General features: G+C 71.5%; 12 protein-coding genes. 3 read left to right on the top strand and 9 right to left on the bottom strand.

Features of this window, described 5'->3' with window-relative positions; all coding sequences use genetic code 11:
• Positions 1-72: 72 nt before the first annotated feature.
• On the bottom strand, positions 73-1,266 hold the full coding sequence (locus Ade02nite_RS04810; RefSeq protein ID WP_203760278.1) for an NAD(P)/FAD-dependent oxidoreductase: 1,194 nt from the start codon (positions 1,264-1,266) through the stop codon (positions 73-75).
• A 164-nt stretch (positions 1,267-1,430) separates the two neighbouring features.
• A complete protein-coding gene (locus Ade02nite_RS04805) occupies positions 1,431-2,381 on the bottom strand; it encodes an RNA polymerase sigma-70 factor (RefSeq protein ID WP_203760277.1) in 951 nt (316 codons plus the stop codon).
• Positions 2,382-2,413: 32 nt separating this feature from the next.
• On the opposite strand from Ade02nite_RS04805, the gene Ade02nite_RS04800 reads away from it, so the two are divergent.
• Positions 2,414-3,073: a hypothetical protein gene (locus Ade02nite_RS04800; RefSeq protein ID WP_203760276.1), complete on the top strand. Its 660-nt coding sequence runs from the start codon at positions 2,414-2,416 to the stop codon at positions 3,071-3,073.
• Between the two features lie 7 nt (positions 3,074-3,080).
• Here the strand turns inward: Ade02nite_RS04800 and Ade02nite_RS04795 are convergent, their stop codons facing one another.
• From Ade02nite_RS04795 to Ade02nite_RS04780, 4 genes are read right to left on the bottom strand one after another with little or no spacing between them, the layout of a single operon-like run.
• Positions 3,081-3,932, bottom strand: coding sequence for a carbohydrate ABC transporter permease (locus Ade02nite_RS04795; protein ID WP_203760275.1), 852 nt, complete (start codon positions 3,930-3,932; stop codon positions 3,081-3,083).
• Positions 3,932-4,888, bottom strand: a complete 957-nt coding sequence (locus tag Ade02nite_RS04790; protein WP_203760274.1) for a carbohydrate ABC transporter permease — start codon at positions 4,886-4,888, stop codon at positions 3,932-3,934. The genes Ade02nite_RS04795 and Ade02nite_RS04790 overlap by 1 nt, the downstream gene beginning before the upstream one ends.
• Positions 4,889-4,892: 4 nt before the next feature.
• On the bottom strand, positions 4,893-6,164 hold the full coding sequence (locus Ade02nite_RS04785; protein WP_203760273.1) for an ABC transporter substrate-binding protein: 1,272 nt from the start codon (positions 6,162-6,164) through the stop codon (positions 4,893-4,895).
• 23 nt (positions 6,165-6,187) lie between these two features.
• Positions 6,188-8,254 (bottom strand): alpha-galactosidase, encoded by a 2,067-nt coding sequence (locus tag Ade02nite_RS04780; RefSeq protein WP_203760272.1) that lies wholly within the window; start codon positions 8,252-8,254, stop codon positions 6,188-6,190.
• 146 nt (positions 8,255-8,400) lie between these two features.
• Between Ade02nite_RS04780 and Ade02nite_RS04775 the strand changes: the two genes are divergently transcribed.
• Positions 8,401-9,555: an ROK family transcriptional regulator gene (locus Ade02nite_RS04775; RefSeq protein WP_203760271.1), complete on the top strand. Its 1,155-nt coding sequence runs from the start codon at positions 8,401-8,403 to the stop codon at positions 9,553-9,555.
• Positions 9,556-9,590: 35 nt separating this feature from the next.
• Positions 9,591-11,444 carry an alpha-galactosidase D gene (locus tag Ade02nite_RS04770; protein ID WP_203760270.1) on the top strand — a complete coding sequence of 618 codons (1,854 nt, stop codon included), beginning with the start codon at positions 9,591-9,593 and terminating at the stop codon, positions 11,442-11,444.
• 58 nt (positions 11,445-11,502) lie between these two features.
• Here Ade02nite_RS04770 and Ade02nite_RS04765 read toward each other — a convergent pair whose 3' ends face one another.
• From Ade02nite_RS04765 to Ade02nite_RS04755, 3 genes are read right to left on the bottom strand one after another with little or no spacing between them, the layout of a single operon-like run.
• Positions 11,503-11,910 (bottom strand): hypothetical protein, encoded by a 408-nt coding sequence (locus tag Ade02nite_RS04765; RefSeq protein WP_203760269.1) that lies wholly within the window; start codon positions 11,908-11,910, stop codon positions 11,503-11,505.
• Between the two features lie 25 nt (positions 11,911-11,935).
• Entirely contained in the window at positions 11,936-13,231 is a 1,296-nt protein-coding gene (locus Ade02nite_RS04760; protein ID WP_203760268.1) for a WXG100 family type VII secretion target, read from the bottom strand.
• A complete protein-coding gene (locus tag Ade02nite_RS04755) occupies positions 13,228-13,542 on the bottom strand; it encodes a type VII secretion target (RefSeq protein ID WP_203760267.1) in 315 nt (104 codons plus the stop codon). The genes Ade02nite_RS04760 and Ade02nite_RS04755 overlap by 4 nt, the downstream gene beginning before the upstream one ends.
• Between the last annotated feature and the right edge of the window lie 47 nt (positions 13,543-13,589).

Below are 13,589 nucleotides of genomic sequence, written 5' to 3'. Positions count from 1 at the left end.
CTGCACGCTTCTGCCGGGATCGACCACGTCCATCCGGCGATCTCGCACCGGCATGCTGAGGGAGAGGGCCACTCAGTCCTGTCGGGCCGGCTGCTGGGCCGGGGTGTGCATCTCGGTGATGGGCTGCGTGATGCTGCGGCGGCTCGACGGGAGGCCGAACGTGGGATTCGACGAGAACCACGCGGCTCCCTTGCAGATCAGTTCCTTGTAGACGGCGGCGAAGCGGCCCGTCAGGGCCGCCGAGACGGCACGGTCGTCGGCGGTCACGTACTGGATCAGGCCCTCGCGGCGGCCCAGGGAGATGCACTGGTTGAAGTAGCGGAGCGGGACGTGGGGGAGCTTGCCGCCGGTCAGGCGGGCGACGATGGCGTCGGCGGCCTGCCAGCCCATGGGGCCGCCGGTGGCGCAGCTCATGCGCAGGGGCTTGTTGCCGGGGCCCATGGCCTGGGCGGCGTCGCCGATGGCGTAGACGTCGGGGTGGGAGACCGAGCGCATGGTGTCGTCGACGATGATCTGGCCGGTCGGGGCCAGGGTCAGCGTGGTGGCGGCGGCGATCGGGTGGACGGCGAAACCGCCCGTCCACACGGTCACGGTGGCGGGGATGGTGCGGCCGTCGGCCAGTTCGGCGTGGTCCGGGGCGACGCGGGTGACCGGCGCGTTCTCGTGCACGGTGATGCCGAGGCGGCCGGCGACCTTGCGCAGGTGGGCGCGGCCCTTCGCGGAGAGCCAGTCGCCGAGCTCGCCGCTGGTGGCCAGGGCGACGTCCAGGTCGGGGCGGGACTCGGCGATCTCGGTGACCGCCTCGATGCCGGTGAGGCCGCCGCCGACGACGAGGACCGTGGCGCCGGGGCCGAGGGCGGCGAGGCGGGTGTGCAGCTTCCGGGCACCGGGGCGGCTAGCGATCTCGTAGGCGTGCTCGGCCGCGCCGGGCACGTCGTGGGAGTTCCAGCCGCTGCCGAGGGCGTAGACGAGGGTGTCGTACTCGAGCTCGCCGTCGGTGAGCGAGACGGTCTTGCGGTCGGGGTCGACGGCGGTGACCTTCGCGATCCGCAGGGTCACGCCGGTGCCGGCGTACATCTTGTCGAGCGGGCGCGGGCGCAGGTCCTGGCCGGCGGCGACCTGGTGCATGCGGACGCGCTCGACGAAGTCGGGCTCGGCGTTCACCAGGGTGACAGAGGCGTCCTCGCGGCGCAGCCGGCGGGCGAGGCGGCCGGCGGCGATGGTGCCCGCGTAACCGGCGCCGAGAACGATGATGCGGTGCTGCATGGCGTGGCTCCTGTTCTGCCTGGGTACGCCTCTTGAACCGGGCAGCCCGCGAGTTCCTGACAGGGAGTCGACGTGATCCAGGTCACTCCGCGACAACGGCGGCGGAAGCCGGCCGGGAGAGGGTCACTCCGCGACAACGGCGGCGGAAGCCGGCCGGGAGAGGGTCACTCGAAGGCGACGAACAGCGGAGCCCCGTGGTCGGCGGCCGCCCACTGCGCGGTCGCGCGCTCGAGCTTGTCGGGGTTGACCTGGGCGCGGACCGCGGCGATGCCGTCCGGGGTGACCTCCAGGCACATGACGCCGATGACCCGGCCGCCGACCACGGCCACCACGGCCGGGTCGCCGTTCGCGATCGCCACGTGGATCTCGGGCGCGCCGCCGGCCAGGGCGCGCTTGGCCTCGCCGCCGGGCCGGAACAGGCCCCGGAGGAACTTCGCGACCGCCACGGCGCCCACGAACGGCCGGGTGCGGGCCGGCACCTTGCCGCCGCCGTCGCCGATGCTCGTCGCGTCGCCGGTGAGCAGGCGCACGAGCGCGTCGGTGCGGCCGCTGGTGGCCGCGGCCAGGAACTCCTCGACGATCCGCTTGGCGGCGGCATCGTCGACCTGGGTGCGCGCGCGGCCCTCGGCCACGTGCCGGCGGGCGCGGTGGAAGATCTGCTGGCTGGCGGCCTCGCTGATGCCGAGGATGTCGGCGATCTCGCTGTGCGGGCAGCCGAACGCCTCGCGCAGCACGTAGACGGCCCGCTCGTTCGGGGTGAGGCGTTCCAGCAGGACCAGCACCGCGAACGAGACGGACTCGCGCTGCTCGGCGGTCTCGGCCGGCCCGAGCATCGGGTCACCGGCGAGCAGCGGCTCGGGCAGCCACTGCCCCACGTAGGTCTCGCGGCGGGCCCGCGCGGAGGTGAGCTGGTTGAGGCACAGGTTGGTGAGCACCTTGGTCAGCCACGCCTCGGGCACCTCGATGCGGTCGAGGTCCGCGGCCTGCCAGCGCAGGAACGTCTCCTGCACCGCGTCCTGCGCCTCCTCGGCCGACCCGAGCAGGCGGTAGGCGATGGCCTCCAGCCGCGGCCGCGAGGCCTCGAATCGCGCGACGTCCTCGGTAGCCACAGACATGGCCCGATGCTATCCCGGTGTCTACTTGCGGTATGCGGGAAGTGCGCCGGGCCACGGACTATCTCATCGATCCCTATCCGGGCGAGCGCCCGGCCGGCTCCTGGGTGGTGGATCCGGCGGGGTGGTGCCGGCCGGTGACGCCCCACGGCGGTACGCCGAGCGGCTGGGCCGTCGACGGCGCGGAGTGCGTCGACGCGTGGCTGACGCGGCACGGCGCGGCTCCACTGGCCGGCCGGGTGCCGCTGGTGAGCTACGGCGCGAACGCCTGCCCCGCCAAGGTGCTGGCGAACGGCACACCGCTGCCCGTGGTGAGCCTCGCCTGCGTGCTGGAGGACCTCGGCTCGGTCTGGTGCGCCGGGACGACACGCGCCGGGCGGACGCCCTCGACGCTGGCCCCGCTGCCCGGTCATCGGGAGACGGCCGTCGTCACGATGGCCGTTCCCGCCCAGCTGGCTGTGCTCGACGCGGTCGAGGGGCGGCACGTGGGCGTCTACGCGCTGGAGCCCCTGCGCACCGGCACCGTGACGCTGGAGGACGGGGCCCGGGTCGAGCGCCCGCTCGCCTATGTCGGGGTTCGCCCGGACCGGCGTCCGTTGCTCGTGGACGGTTCGCCGGTCCTGCGCACCGCCGTCGACCACGCCACCGCGGCTTCGCTGCGGCGGCGGGCCGGCACCGTGCCGGACGGCGGCTGAGGGCAGGTCAGCCCTTGGACGCTCCCAGGGTCAGGCCGGCCACGAAGTGGCGTTGCAGGGCCAGGTAGACGATCAGGGTGGGGATGACCGTGATGGTGGCGCCCGCGGCGATCAGGTTGTAGTCCTGGAGGAACTGGCCCTGGAGGCTGTTCACGCCGGTGGTGATGGGCAGCCGGTCGCCGCTCTGGATGAACAGCAGCGGCCAGAAGAAGTCGTTGTAGAGCCAGATCACCTGCAGCGTGCCGAGCGCCGCGAGGGCCGGGCGGGTGAGCGGCATGATGATGCGGCGGAACTGGCGCCACACGCCGGCGCCGTCGACCAGGGCCGCCTCGGTGAGCTCGGCCGGCAGCGTCTTCATGTAGTTGGAGAGCACGAAGGTGCAGAAGCCCAGCTGGAACGCCACCTCGACGGCGATCACCGCGTAGTAGGTGTCCAGCAGCGAGCCGGAGGTGCTCAGCGAGTACGGCAGCGGCACGTGTTTGAACATCTGGAACAGCGGCGCCGCGAGCACCTGGGGCGGCAGCATGTTGCCCGCGGTGAACAGGATCAGCAGGGTGAGGTTGAACTTCCAGGTGTAGCGGCTCACCGCGAACGCCATCATCGAGGCGAGCGCCAGGGTCAGCAGCACCGCCGGCACCGTGGTGTAGATGGAGTTGAGGAAGTAGGTGGGCAGCCGGCCCTGGCTCCACGCGGTGGTGAAGTTGTCCAGCGTCAGCGGCCCGTGCAGGCTCCAGTAGCCGTACTTGTCGGTGGTCTGCTTCGGCCGCAGCGACGTGTAGAGCGTCCACAGCAGCGGCGCGAGCCACATCACCGACATGACGACGAGGAACAGGTGGGTGCCGTAGCGCGAGCGGCGCATCAGTCGGCCCTCCGGAACGTACGGATGAGGTAGGCGACGATCGGCACCAGCGAGACCACGAGCAGGAGCACCGCGAGCGCCGAGCCGACGCCGATCACCTGGCCCTCGCCGACGAGGTTCTGGATGACCAGGATCGAGAGCAGCTCCAGGCCGTTCGTGCCGCGGTTGATGACGTACGCGATGTCGAACGCCCGCAGCGCCTCGATCAGCGTGATCACCACGACCACCACGTTGATCTGCCGCATCGCCGGGAAGACCACCTTGAACAGGGTCTGGCGGTCGTTGGCGCCGTCGATGGCCGCGGCCTCGCGCAGGCTCGGGTCGAGGCCCTTGAGCCCGGCCAGGTAGAGCACCATGATGTAGCCGGCGTGGCGCCAGGCGGTGGCGACCAGCGCGGCCCAGAGGTTGACGTGCGGATCGCCGAACCAGTCGACGGCCGAGGGCGTGCCCGCCGTACCCAGAAGGTTGTTGAGCAGGCCCTCGTCGCGGGCGTAGACGAGCTGCCAGACGATGCCGACGAGCACCAGCGAGAGCATCACCGGGGTGAAGAAGATGCTCTGGTAGAGGCGGGTGAAGCGGATCTTCTGGTCGAGCAGCACCGCGAGCACGACGCCGAGCGGGGTGGCGATCCCGGCCAGGAAGACCAGCCAGATGACGTTGTGCCAGACGGCCGGCCAGAACGGCGGGTACTCGTCGACGGCGAACCGGTAGTTGGCGAGCCCGGCCGAGTGGATGTCGGAGAGCGCGAGGCCGTTCCAGCGGGTGAAGGACAGCCCGATGGAGAGCAGCGTGGGGATCCAGATGAGCACGGCCTGGATCAGCGTCGGTACGCCGATCATCACGCCGAGCACGAGGCGGTCGGTGCCGGTGAGCCGCCGCACCCGGCCGGATCGCGCGCGCGGGGCGGGCGAGGCAGCCGGGGCGGCGACCGGCGCGGGAGCGGTCGTCTGGGTCATGGCGTCACGCGGAGGCGTACAGCGTCTTGGCCTGGGTCTCGAGGCCCTTGATGTCGATCTTGCCGTCCTTCAGGAAGCTCTGCAGGGCGGGGATCATGACGTTGTTCGCCATGGCCGGGAGCGCGTCGCGGTCGAAGAACTGGCTGACGCTCTTGGCGTTCGCGATCAGCTCGGCGGCCTTCTTCTGGATCGGCGAGAACGTCGAGCGGTCGGCGTCGGCGGCGGTCTGCAGGTTGGAGGGGTCCTTCGCGGCGTACGCGTCCTGCGCCTTGCCCGTGCCGAGGTAGGCCAGGAAGTCCTTGGCGGCCTGGTTCTTCTCGGCCCGCTTGGCCATCACGAAGCCGTCGATGGGCGCCTCGACGGCGTCCGTGCCCTCGACCGCGATCTCCGGGAACGCGAAGAAGTCGAGGTCGTCGACGACCGCCTTGTCGGTGAGCTCCTGCAGCAGGAACGTGCCGATCAGGTACATGCCGGACTTCTTCGACGCCAGCGAGCGGGCCGCCTGCTGCCAGGTCGCGCCGAGCGCGCCGGTGTCCTGATAGGGCAGCAGCTGCTTCCAGTTGTCGAAGACGGCCTGCACCTTGGGCGAGTCCCACGACTCCTTGTGCGCGCAGAGGTCGACGTGGAACTGGTAGCCGTTGGTGCGCATGTTCAGGTAGTCGAACGTGCCCATGGCCGGCCAGCCGTCCTTGTCACCGAAGGCGATCGGCGTGAGGCCGTCCTTCTTCATCCGCGCGCACAGGGCGAGCAGCGCGTCCCAGGTGGCCGGCACCTCGTACCCGTGCTGCTGCCACACGCTTTTGCGGTAGAAGACGACCCACGGGTAGTTGTAGTTGGGGACCAGGTACTTCTTGCCCTCGTACGAGGAAGCGTCCGCCAGCCCGGTGCCGAAGTTCTTGCCGACCTTCTCCCACACGTCGTCGATCGGCGCCAGCAGCCCCTTGCCCGCGTAGTAGCGCATGCGGTAGCCGGCGAACCAGGTGATGACGTCCTCGGGGTTGGACTGCAGATAGGTGCTGACGTTGTCGATCAGCTGCTGGCGCGGCATCACGTTGAGCCGCACGGTGTCGCCGCTGCTGCGCTGGAAGCCGTCGACCATGGCCTGGATGCCCGACTTCGGCACGGCGTCGGCCAGGCCGGAGCCGAGCGAGGTGGCCTTGCTGTTCTCCGGCGCGCCGGCCGGGTCGCCGCCGCTGCACGCGGCGAGGGCGGGGAGGACGGGCACCGCCCCGAGGGCGACGGCGCTCTTCAGGAGGGTACGACGCGACTGGTTCATGACTACTCCACGGTGGATGGTGTCTATGGCAGTCGCCGGAGCCGGACGATGGCACTCGCGTGGTCGCCGGGCGGCAGGTCGAGGGGCAGTCCCCGATGGAGCAGGACGGCCCCGGTGTGGGTGATGCCGGTGTCGAGGTCGAGGTAGTCGGCGCCGGCGCTGACGGCGGGCAGCGGGAGCGGCCCGGGGGTGTAGCCGTACGGCCTGGTCGGGCACCAGGCGATGATCACGTGCTCGCCGTCGCGCACGTACTGCACGCCGGTGAGGGTTCCGGAGCCTTCCAGCCGGTACGCCGTGCCGTGCTGGACGACGGGCCGGATGCGCTTGTACGCGGCGACGTGCTCGGCGGCCTCCTTGAGCTCGTCCGCGCTCCACGTGGTCAGGTCGCCGCCGAGGCCGAGGACCCCGGCCATGGCCACGTGGAAGCGGAAGCGCAGCGGGGTGGTCCGCCCGGTGGTGACGTTCGGGTTGTCGGTGACCCAGGAGCTCATCACCCGGGCCGGGAAGTACTGGCCGAAGCCGTGCTGGATGCCGATGCGGTCGACCGGGTCGGTGTTGTCGGACGGCCAGATCTGGTCGGTGCGGCGCAGGATGCCGAGGTCGGCGCGCCCGCCGCCGCCCGCGCACGCCTCGATGCGCAGGCCGGGGTGGTCGGCGCGGAGCCGGTCCATGACCCGGTAGACGGCCCGGGTGTGCTCGAGGAACACCCGGTCGGGCCCGGCCTCGGTGAAGGCCCGGTTGAAGTCCCACTTGAGGAAGTCGAGGCCGAGGTCGCCGACCAGCCGGTCGAGCCACGCGTGGGCCCACTGCTCGACGTCGGGGCGCGCGAAGTTGAGCACCAGCTGGTTGCGCATCTCGGTGCGGCGCCGGTTGGGCTGGTGCAGCACCCAGTCGGGGTGGGCGCGGTAGAGGTCGCTGTCCGGGTTGACCATCTCGGGCTCGACCCAGATGCCGAACCGCATGCCGAGCCGGCGCACCTCGTCGGCGAGCGGGCGCAGGCCGTTCGGGAAGCGGCGCGAGTTGGGCTGCCAGTCGCCGAGCCCGGCGCGGTCGCTGAGCCGAGCGCCGAACCAGCCGTCGTCCATCACGAAGAGCTCGGCGCCCAGGCTCGCGGCCCTGGCCGCCAGCGCCATCTGGCCGGCCTCGTCGACGTCGAACCCGGTGGCCTCCCACGAGTTGTAGAGCACCGGACGGTCCTCGCCGGGGTGGGGCAGGACCTGGCGGGTGACGTACGCGTGCCAGGCGCGACTCGCGGCGCCGAAGCCCTCGGCGCTGTAGAGCCCGGAGAAGGTGGGCGTGGTGAGCGTCTCGCCCGCCTCGAGCGTCCAGGTCAGCCCCTCGTGCCCGAAGCCGCCGGTCCAGCCGGTGCGGCCGCCGGGGTCGCGGTGCACGGTGACGCGCCAGCTGCCGCTCCAGGCGAGGACCGTGCTCCAGACCTCGCCGTGCTCCTCGCCGGCCGTGCCGTCGTCGATCGCGAGCCATGGGTTGGCGTGGTGGCTGGTGGTGCCGCGGCGGCTGGTCAGCACGGTCTCGGCGGCCGGCAGCTCGACCCGGCGCAGCCGGAACTCGCTGTTCCAGGCGCCGACGAGGTGGCTGAGCCGGTAGCTTTCCTGGACCGGCACGTGCCAGGCGGCGGAGTCGGCGCGCAGCACGTCGAGCTGGTCGGGGCCGTGGTTGACGACGTCGGCCCAGCGTTCGAGGACGTCGCCCTGGAGGCGGTAGTGCAGGGTGACGCGCAGCGGGTAGTAGCGGTCGGCCAGCTCGACGCGCAGGTGGTCGCCGCGGGCCTCGTGCCCGATGAAGCGCCACTCGACGCCGCGGGTGCCGTCGGCGAAGCGGACCTGGAGGGAGGCCGGCCCGAAGTGGTCGCCGCCCTCGACGGCCAGCTCGGCGGCGCCGGGGCCCTGCTCGAAGCTGCTGGCGGCGGGATCGGGCAGCTCGTGGCTGAGGGCCACCGCCTCGCTCAGGGTGATGCTCGGACCCCAGTGCACGTGCCGCGGGACGTCGCCGGCGTCGAGCCGGACGGCGTAGGCCGTGGTGTCGCCCTGGAGGAGCCAGAGGCGGCGATCGGTTTCGTACGAGATGGGCATGTGAGTCCTCGTGGTTACACGTCGATGTCACTGGGGTGACGTGGCGCCGCCGAGCCTAAGTTCGATCTAGCCCGGAAATCAATACTTGACGAAGTTAATTAATGGTTCTAGCTTTCCGAGGCATGGTTGCGGTTGACTTCCGAGGCATGGTTCCGGTTGATGACGACGCCGTGCTCGCCGCCTCCCCCGCGGCGGCCGCGATCCTGACCGCCCTGGTCACCTCGGGTCCGCAGAGCCGGGTGACCTTGGCACGCAAGCTCGGCCTGTCGTCCGCGGCCGTCACCAAGGCGGCCCGGCCCCTGATCAACGCCGGATACCTCAGCGAGCTCGACGCGACCGAGCGCACCGGCCCCGGCGCCGGCCGCCCGGCGAGCCCGCTCATGGTGCGCGCCGACCGGGAGTTCTTCGCCGGCGTCAAGCTCACCGGCGACGAGCTCATCGGGGTGGTCTGCGACCTGACCGCGCAGGTCCACGCCGTCGCGCACCGCCCGCTGGCGAGCTCCTCGGTCGACGACGTGCTCGCCGAGATCGCGGCGCTGGTCGCCGAGCTGCTCGACGGGCCGCAGAACTACCGGGAACGCACCCGGCGGCTCGGCCTGGCCGTCTCCGGCGACGTCGACCGCGAGTCCGGGCTGGTGCGATACTCACCGTTCCTGCGCTGGCACAACGTGCGGCTCGGCAAGCTCGCGGCGGCCGCCACCGGGCTCGCCGTGACCGTCGAGAACGACGTCAAGGCACTCACCACGGCCGAGCACTGGTTCGGCGAAGGCGCCGGGGCGGACTCGTTCGCGCTGGTCACCGTCGGCGTCGGCATCGGCTGCGGCCTCGTGGTCAACGGGCGCCCGGTGTCCGGCTCACACGGCGTCGCCGGCGAGATCGGCCACCTCAGCGTCGACGCCTCCGGCCCGCAGTGCCACTGCGGCAGCCGCGGCTGCGTCGAGGCGATCGCCGGAACGTCGTACATCGTGGCGGCGGCCGGCACGCCCACCATCGAGGCCGCCGTCGACCTGGCCCGCGACGGCGACCCCACGGTCGGCGCCGTCTTCGCCCGCGCCGGTGAGGCGATCGGGCTCGGCATCGCGGCCGTGGCCAACCTGGTCGGGCCGGCCCGCATCGTCGTCTCCGGTGAGGGCCTGTCCGCGTACGACCTGTTCGAACCGCACATCCGCGCGGGCTTCGAACGGCAGGCGTTCGGCGCCGCCGTCGACTGCCCGCTCTCCATCCGTCCCCTCCCCTTCGAGGAGTGGGCGCGCGGGGCCGCCGCGGTCAGCATCCAGTCCCGGCTGGTCCCTCTCGCATGAACACCCCTTGATCGTCCTCAAGGAAGGTTTCACCTGTGCGATCCACCGTTCGATCCCGCCTGGCCGCGTTCGCCGGCGCGGTCCTCGTCCTCGGCGCGGCCCCACCGGCGTACGCCCAAGGCCCCTCCCCCAAGCCCGCGCCGAAGGCCACCGCCTCGGCCACTCGAGACGCCTCCCCCGCCCAGCGGGCCGCCGTCTCCGCACCCGGCATCGCCGACACGCCGCTCATGGGCTGGTCCAGCTGGAGCCTGCAGTCCACCACCCGGGCCGGCGTCAACCCCAGCGGCGGCGGCAGCTGGCTGACCGAGGAACGCCTGCTCCCGCAGATCGACGCCCTGGCGACCAAGCTCAAGCCGTACGGCTACCAGTACGTCAACATCGACGCCGGCTGGTCCCGCGGCCTCCAGGAATGGGACACCATCAGCTACGACGGGTACGGCCGCGAGATCGCCGCGCCGGACCGGTTCCCGCACGGCATGAAATGGATCGCCGACTACATCCACGGCAAGGGCCTCAAGGCGGGCATCTACCTCGCGGTCGGGCTCAACAAGACGGCGTACGGCGAGGGCAGGACCCCGATCTGGAACGCGCCGGGCTGCACCACGGGCGACATCGTCTACGGTGACCTGCGCACCACGAACGGCTGGGACAGCTCGTACAAGATTGACTTCAGCAAGCCGTGCGCGTCGCAGTACATCGACTCGCAGGCGCAGCTGATCGCCGACTGGGGCTTCGACTTCCTCAAGCTCGACGGCGTCGGCCCCGGCTCGTTCAAGAGCGGCGACAACTACAACAACGTCGCCGACGTGCAGGCGTGGCGCGCGGCCATCGACAAGACCGGCCGGCCGATCCGCTTCCTGCTGTCCTGGTCGCTCGACCGCAACTACGCGGCCGACTGGCGGGCGAACGCGAACGGCTGGCGCATCGACACCGACGTCGAGTGCTACTGCGACACCCTGGTCACCTGGAACAACTCGGTGAAGATCCGCTGGGACGACGTGCCGGCCTGGCAGCCCTGGGCCGGCCCCGGTGGCTGGAACGACCTGGACGCCGTCGACGTCGGCAACGGCGAGTTGGACGGCCTCACCGAGGACGAGCGCCGCGCCTACTACACGCTCTGGGCCATCTCGGCGGCGCCGCTCTACACGGGCGACGACCTGACCAAGCTCGACCCGTACGGCCTGAAGCTGCTCACCAACCGCGAGGTCATCGCCCTCAACCAGCAGGGCCGCCCGGCCCGCCCGGTGACCCCGGCGGGCACGTCCCAGGTGTGGGGCGTGCGCAACAAGGACGGCTCGTACACGGTGGCACTGTTCAACATGGGCGCCTTCCCCGCGACGGTCTCGGCACAGTGGACCAGCCTCGGCTTCTCCGGCCGCGCGGACGTCCGCGACGTGTGGGCGGGCAAGCCGGTGGGCGTGCGCGACGGCGGCATCTCGGCCACGGTCCCGTCGCACGGCACCAAGCTCTACAAGGTGACGCCGCGCTCGGCCGGCACGGGTGTGGTCGGATACGAGGCGGAGAACGCTTCACTGGCCTACGGCGCGTCGATCGCGGACTGCGAGGCGTGCTCCGGCGGCAAGAAGGTGGGCAACCTCTACAACGGCGGCGCGGTGCAGTTCCGCACGGTCGTGGTGCCGCGCTCGGGCACCTACCAGGTGAACGTGCGGTACGTCAGCGGCGACCCCCGCTCGATCACGGTCTCGGCGAACGGCACCAACCCGGTGACCATCGCCCCGCCCTCCAGCGGCGGCTGGGGGCTGCCGGCCACGGCGACGCTCCCGCTCCAGCTGAAGGCCGGCACCAACACGGTCGAGCTGGACAGCAGCACCACGGTGTACGCGCCGGACATCGACCGGCTCGAGGTCGCCAAGAGCCCGCTCCGCTAAGGAAGGTTGAGGCCCGCTACATCCGTCCGTAGCGGGCCTCTTTCTGTGTCTGCTCCGCCTACGCCTGGCTCGGGAAGGGAACGCCGCCGTTGGGCCCGAAGGCGAATTTCTCCGCCGTCGCCGCCAGTTCGGTGAGCCTCTCGACGCTGGCGTCCGGAACGACGTAATCGTGCTCGCGGATGGAAGCCAGCAGCTCCGGAGGCACGACGACACGGTGCCGGCGCACGTAGTAGCCGAAATCCAGCCGCCACAGCCACTCACCGTCGGTGAGGATCGAGCTGCCGTTCAGGACCTGGCGGCCCGGCTCGAGCGGGTCGTCCTCGATATCCATCATGTCGATGAGCGGGTGTCCGGCGTTGAGGTAGGCGACCACCTGGGGAGCGTCGGGCAGTTCCTCGGCCGCGATGTTGTCACGGATGCTCTGCGCCGACTCGGGATGCATGCCTTGGCTCAGCTCGACGAACATCCCAGCTGTCTTCACCATGGGCACCTCAGTCAGTGGTCTGCGGGTTGAAGGTCACCCAGGTGCCACCGTCGCGGATGAACGGCACCTGTGGTTCTGCACGGTACCGGTTCACGCCGACCGCGTTCGTCGGCGCGGTGACCGGCACGCCCAGGGAGTTCGCGACCTCCTGCCCGACCGGCAGGGAACCGGTGGCGGGGTCGACGGTTCCGCTGTGGCACACCACGAGCCGGACAGGTCCGCCGGTGTAGTCCGGATTGCTGCGGACCGCGTCGGCGATCTGATTCGGATGGGTGAAGTTGCCTGGGTGGTCGGCTCCGTCCTCGCCGATCACACCAGGCCGCACCAGTCCGTTCTTCTCACCGTGCACGACGACGTCGTGGTATCCCGGCTCGGGCTTGACCTTGTCGAAGTTCGTCATGGTCCGGCTGTCGTAGCCGATGGCTGTGCCGGTGCTCTTGTGGTAGATCGGGTCGCCCGACGGCAGGTAGCTGTCCGGTGTCCGGGCCGGGGGACGCGGGTGGTCGCCCGGGTCCCGCTGCGCCCAGTCGGACCGCTTGCCCATGTCGGTCTCGCCGCGCCGGGTCGCCCGGAGATCGCGGATCTTGGCGCCCAGCTGTTCCATGGCCGTGCCGAGTCGGCGCAGGCTGGAGATCAACTGCTTGAGCCAGCGGCCGATCCGCGCGGCCCACGAGGCGCAGAGCGTGGTCACCTGCTCGACCACCAGCGGCGTGGCGACGCCGAGGGAGGCGACCAGCTCGGCCGCGTAGACGACCAGGCGGGACACCAGCGTCGCGATGCCGTCGCGGACCATGACGCGCACGGTGCCGATCAGCATGCCGGCGCCCTCGGTCATCAGGGCCATGCCCTCGGAGGCGTGGCCGAGCGCGCGCAAGGTGTCCGCGCGCCGGCCCGCGTGCGCGCGGTACGTGTCGGCGGCGGCGCCGGCCCATTCGCTGACGTCCCAGCGCACTGCCCGGATCAGCTCGTCGGCCTCGTCGGCGAGACGGCCGGCGACGTTGCGCCACGTCTGGGCGTGCGCGGCGATCTGGGCGGGGTCGCCGGCGAGCCAGTCGAGCGCCTCGGAGAGCGGCGTGACGTGCTCCATCAGCCACGCGATGCCGTACTGAAGAAGCGCCCCGGCGGGGTCGGAGATCAGAGCGAGCGCGTCGAGGCCGGCACTGGCGGCGCCGAGGGCACCGTCGATCCAGGAGCCGCTCCTGACGCCGAGGACGATCTGCTCGATGTCCTCGGCGATGGCGACACCGGCCCACGCGCCGGGCCCGGCCGCCGACGGCGCGGCGACCAGGGGATTCGCCGTCACCGAGCCGGTCCGCTGCGCGTGATGACGTCGGCGCCGGCCCGGTCGGTGGCGTCGTAGTGCTCGGCCGTGGCGCGCAGCTTGGCCGCGGTGTCTCGCAGCGCCTCGGCACTGTCGGCCACCCCGTCGACCAGGTCGCCCTGCAGGACGTCGAGCATCGCCGGAACCATGGCGCAGAGCTGACCGTAGGCACCCGCTCCCGCCCGCACCGCCCGGCCCGCCGCGGCGGCCTCGCCGACCTGTGCCGCTACCCCTTCGACGTGCCCGCCGTGCGCGACCAGGTCGGCCGGGCGGACGGAGAATTCGCCGCTCACCGGTGCCGGCGCCCGTCGTCGTGGCCGGCATCGCGCCCACCGTCGTG

It is taken from the genome of Paractinoplanes deccanensis, from assembly GCF_016862115.1.
In the GTDB taxonomy this organism is placed as follows: domain Bacteria; phylum Actinomycetota; class Actinomycetes; order Mycobacteriales; family Micromonosporaceae; genus Actinoplanes; species Actinoplanes deccanensis.
This window is presented reverse-complemented; position numbering and strand designations above follow the sequence as displayed.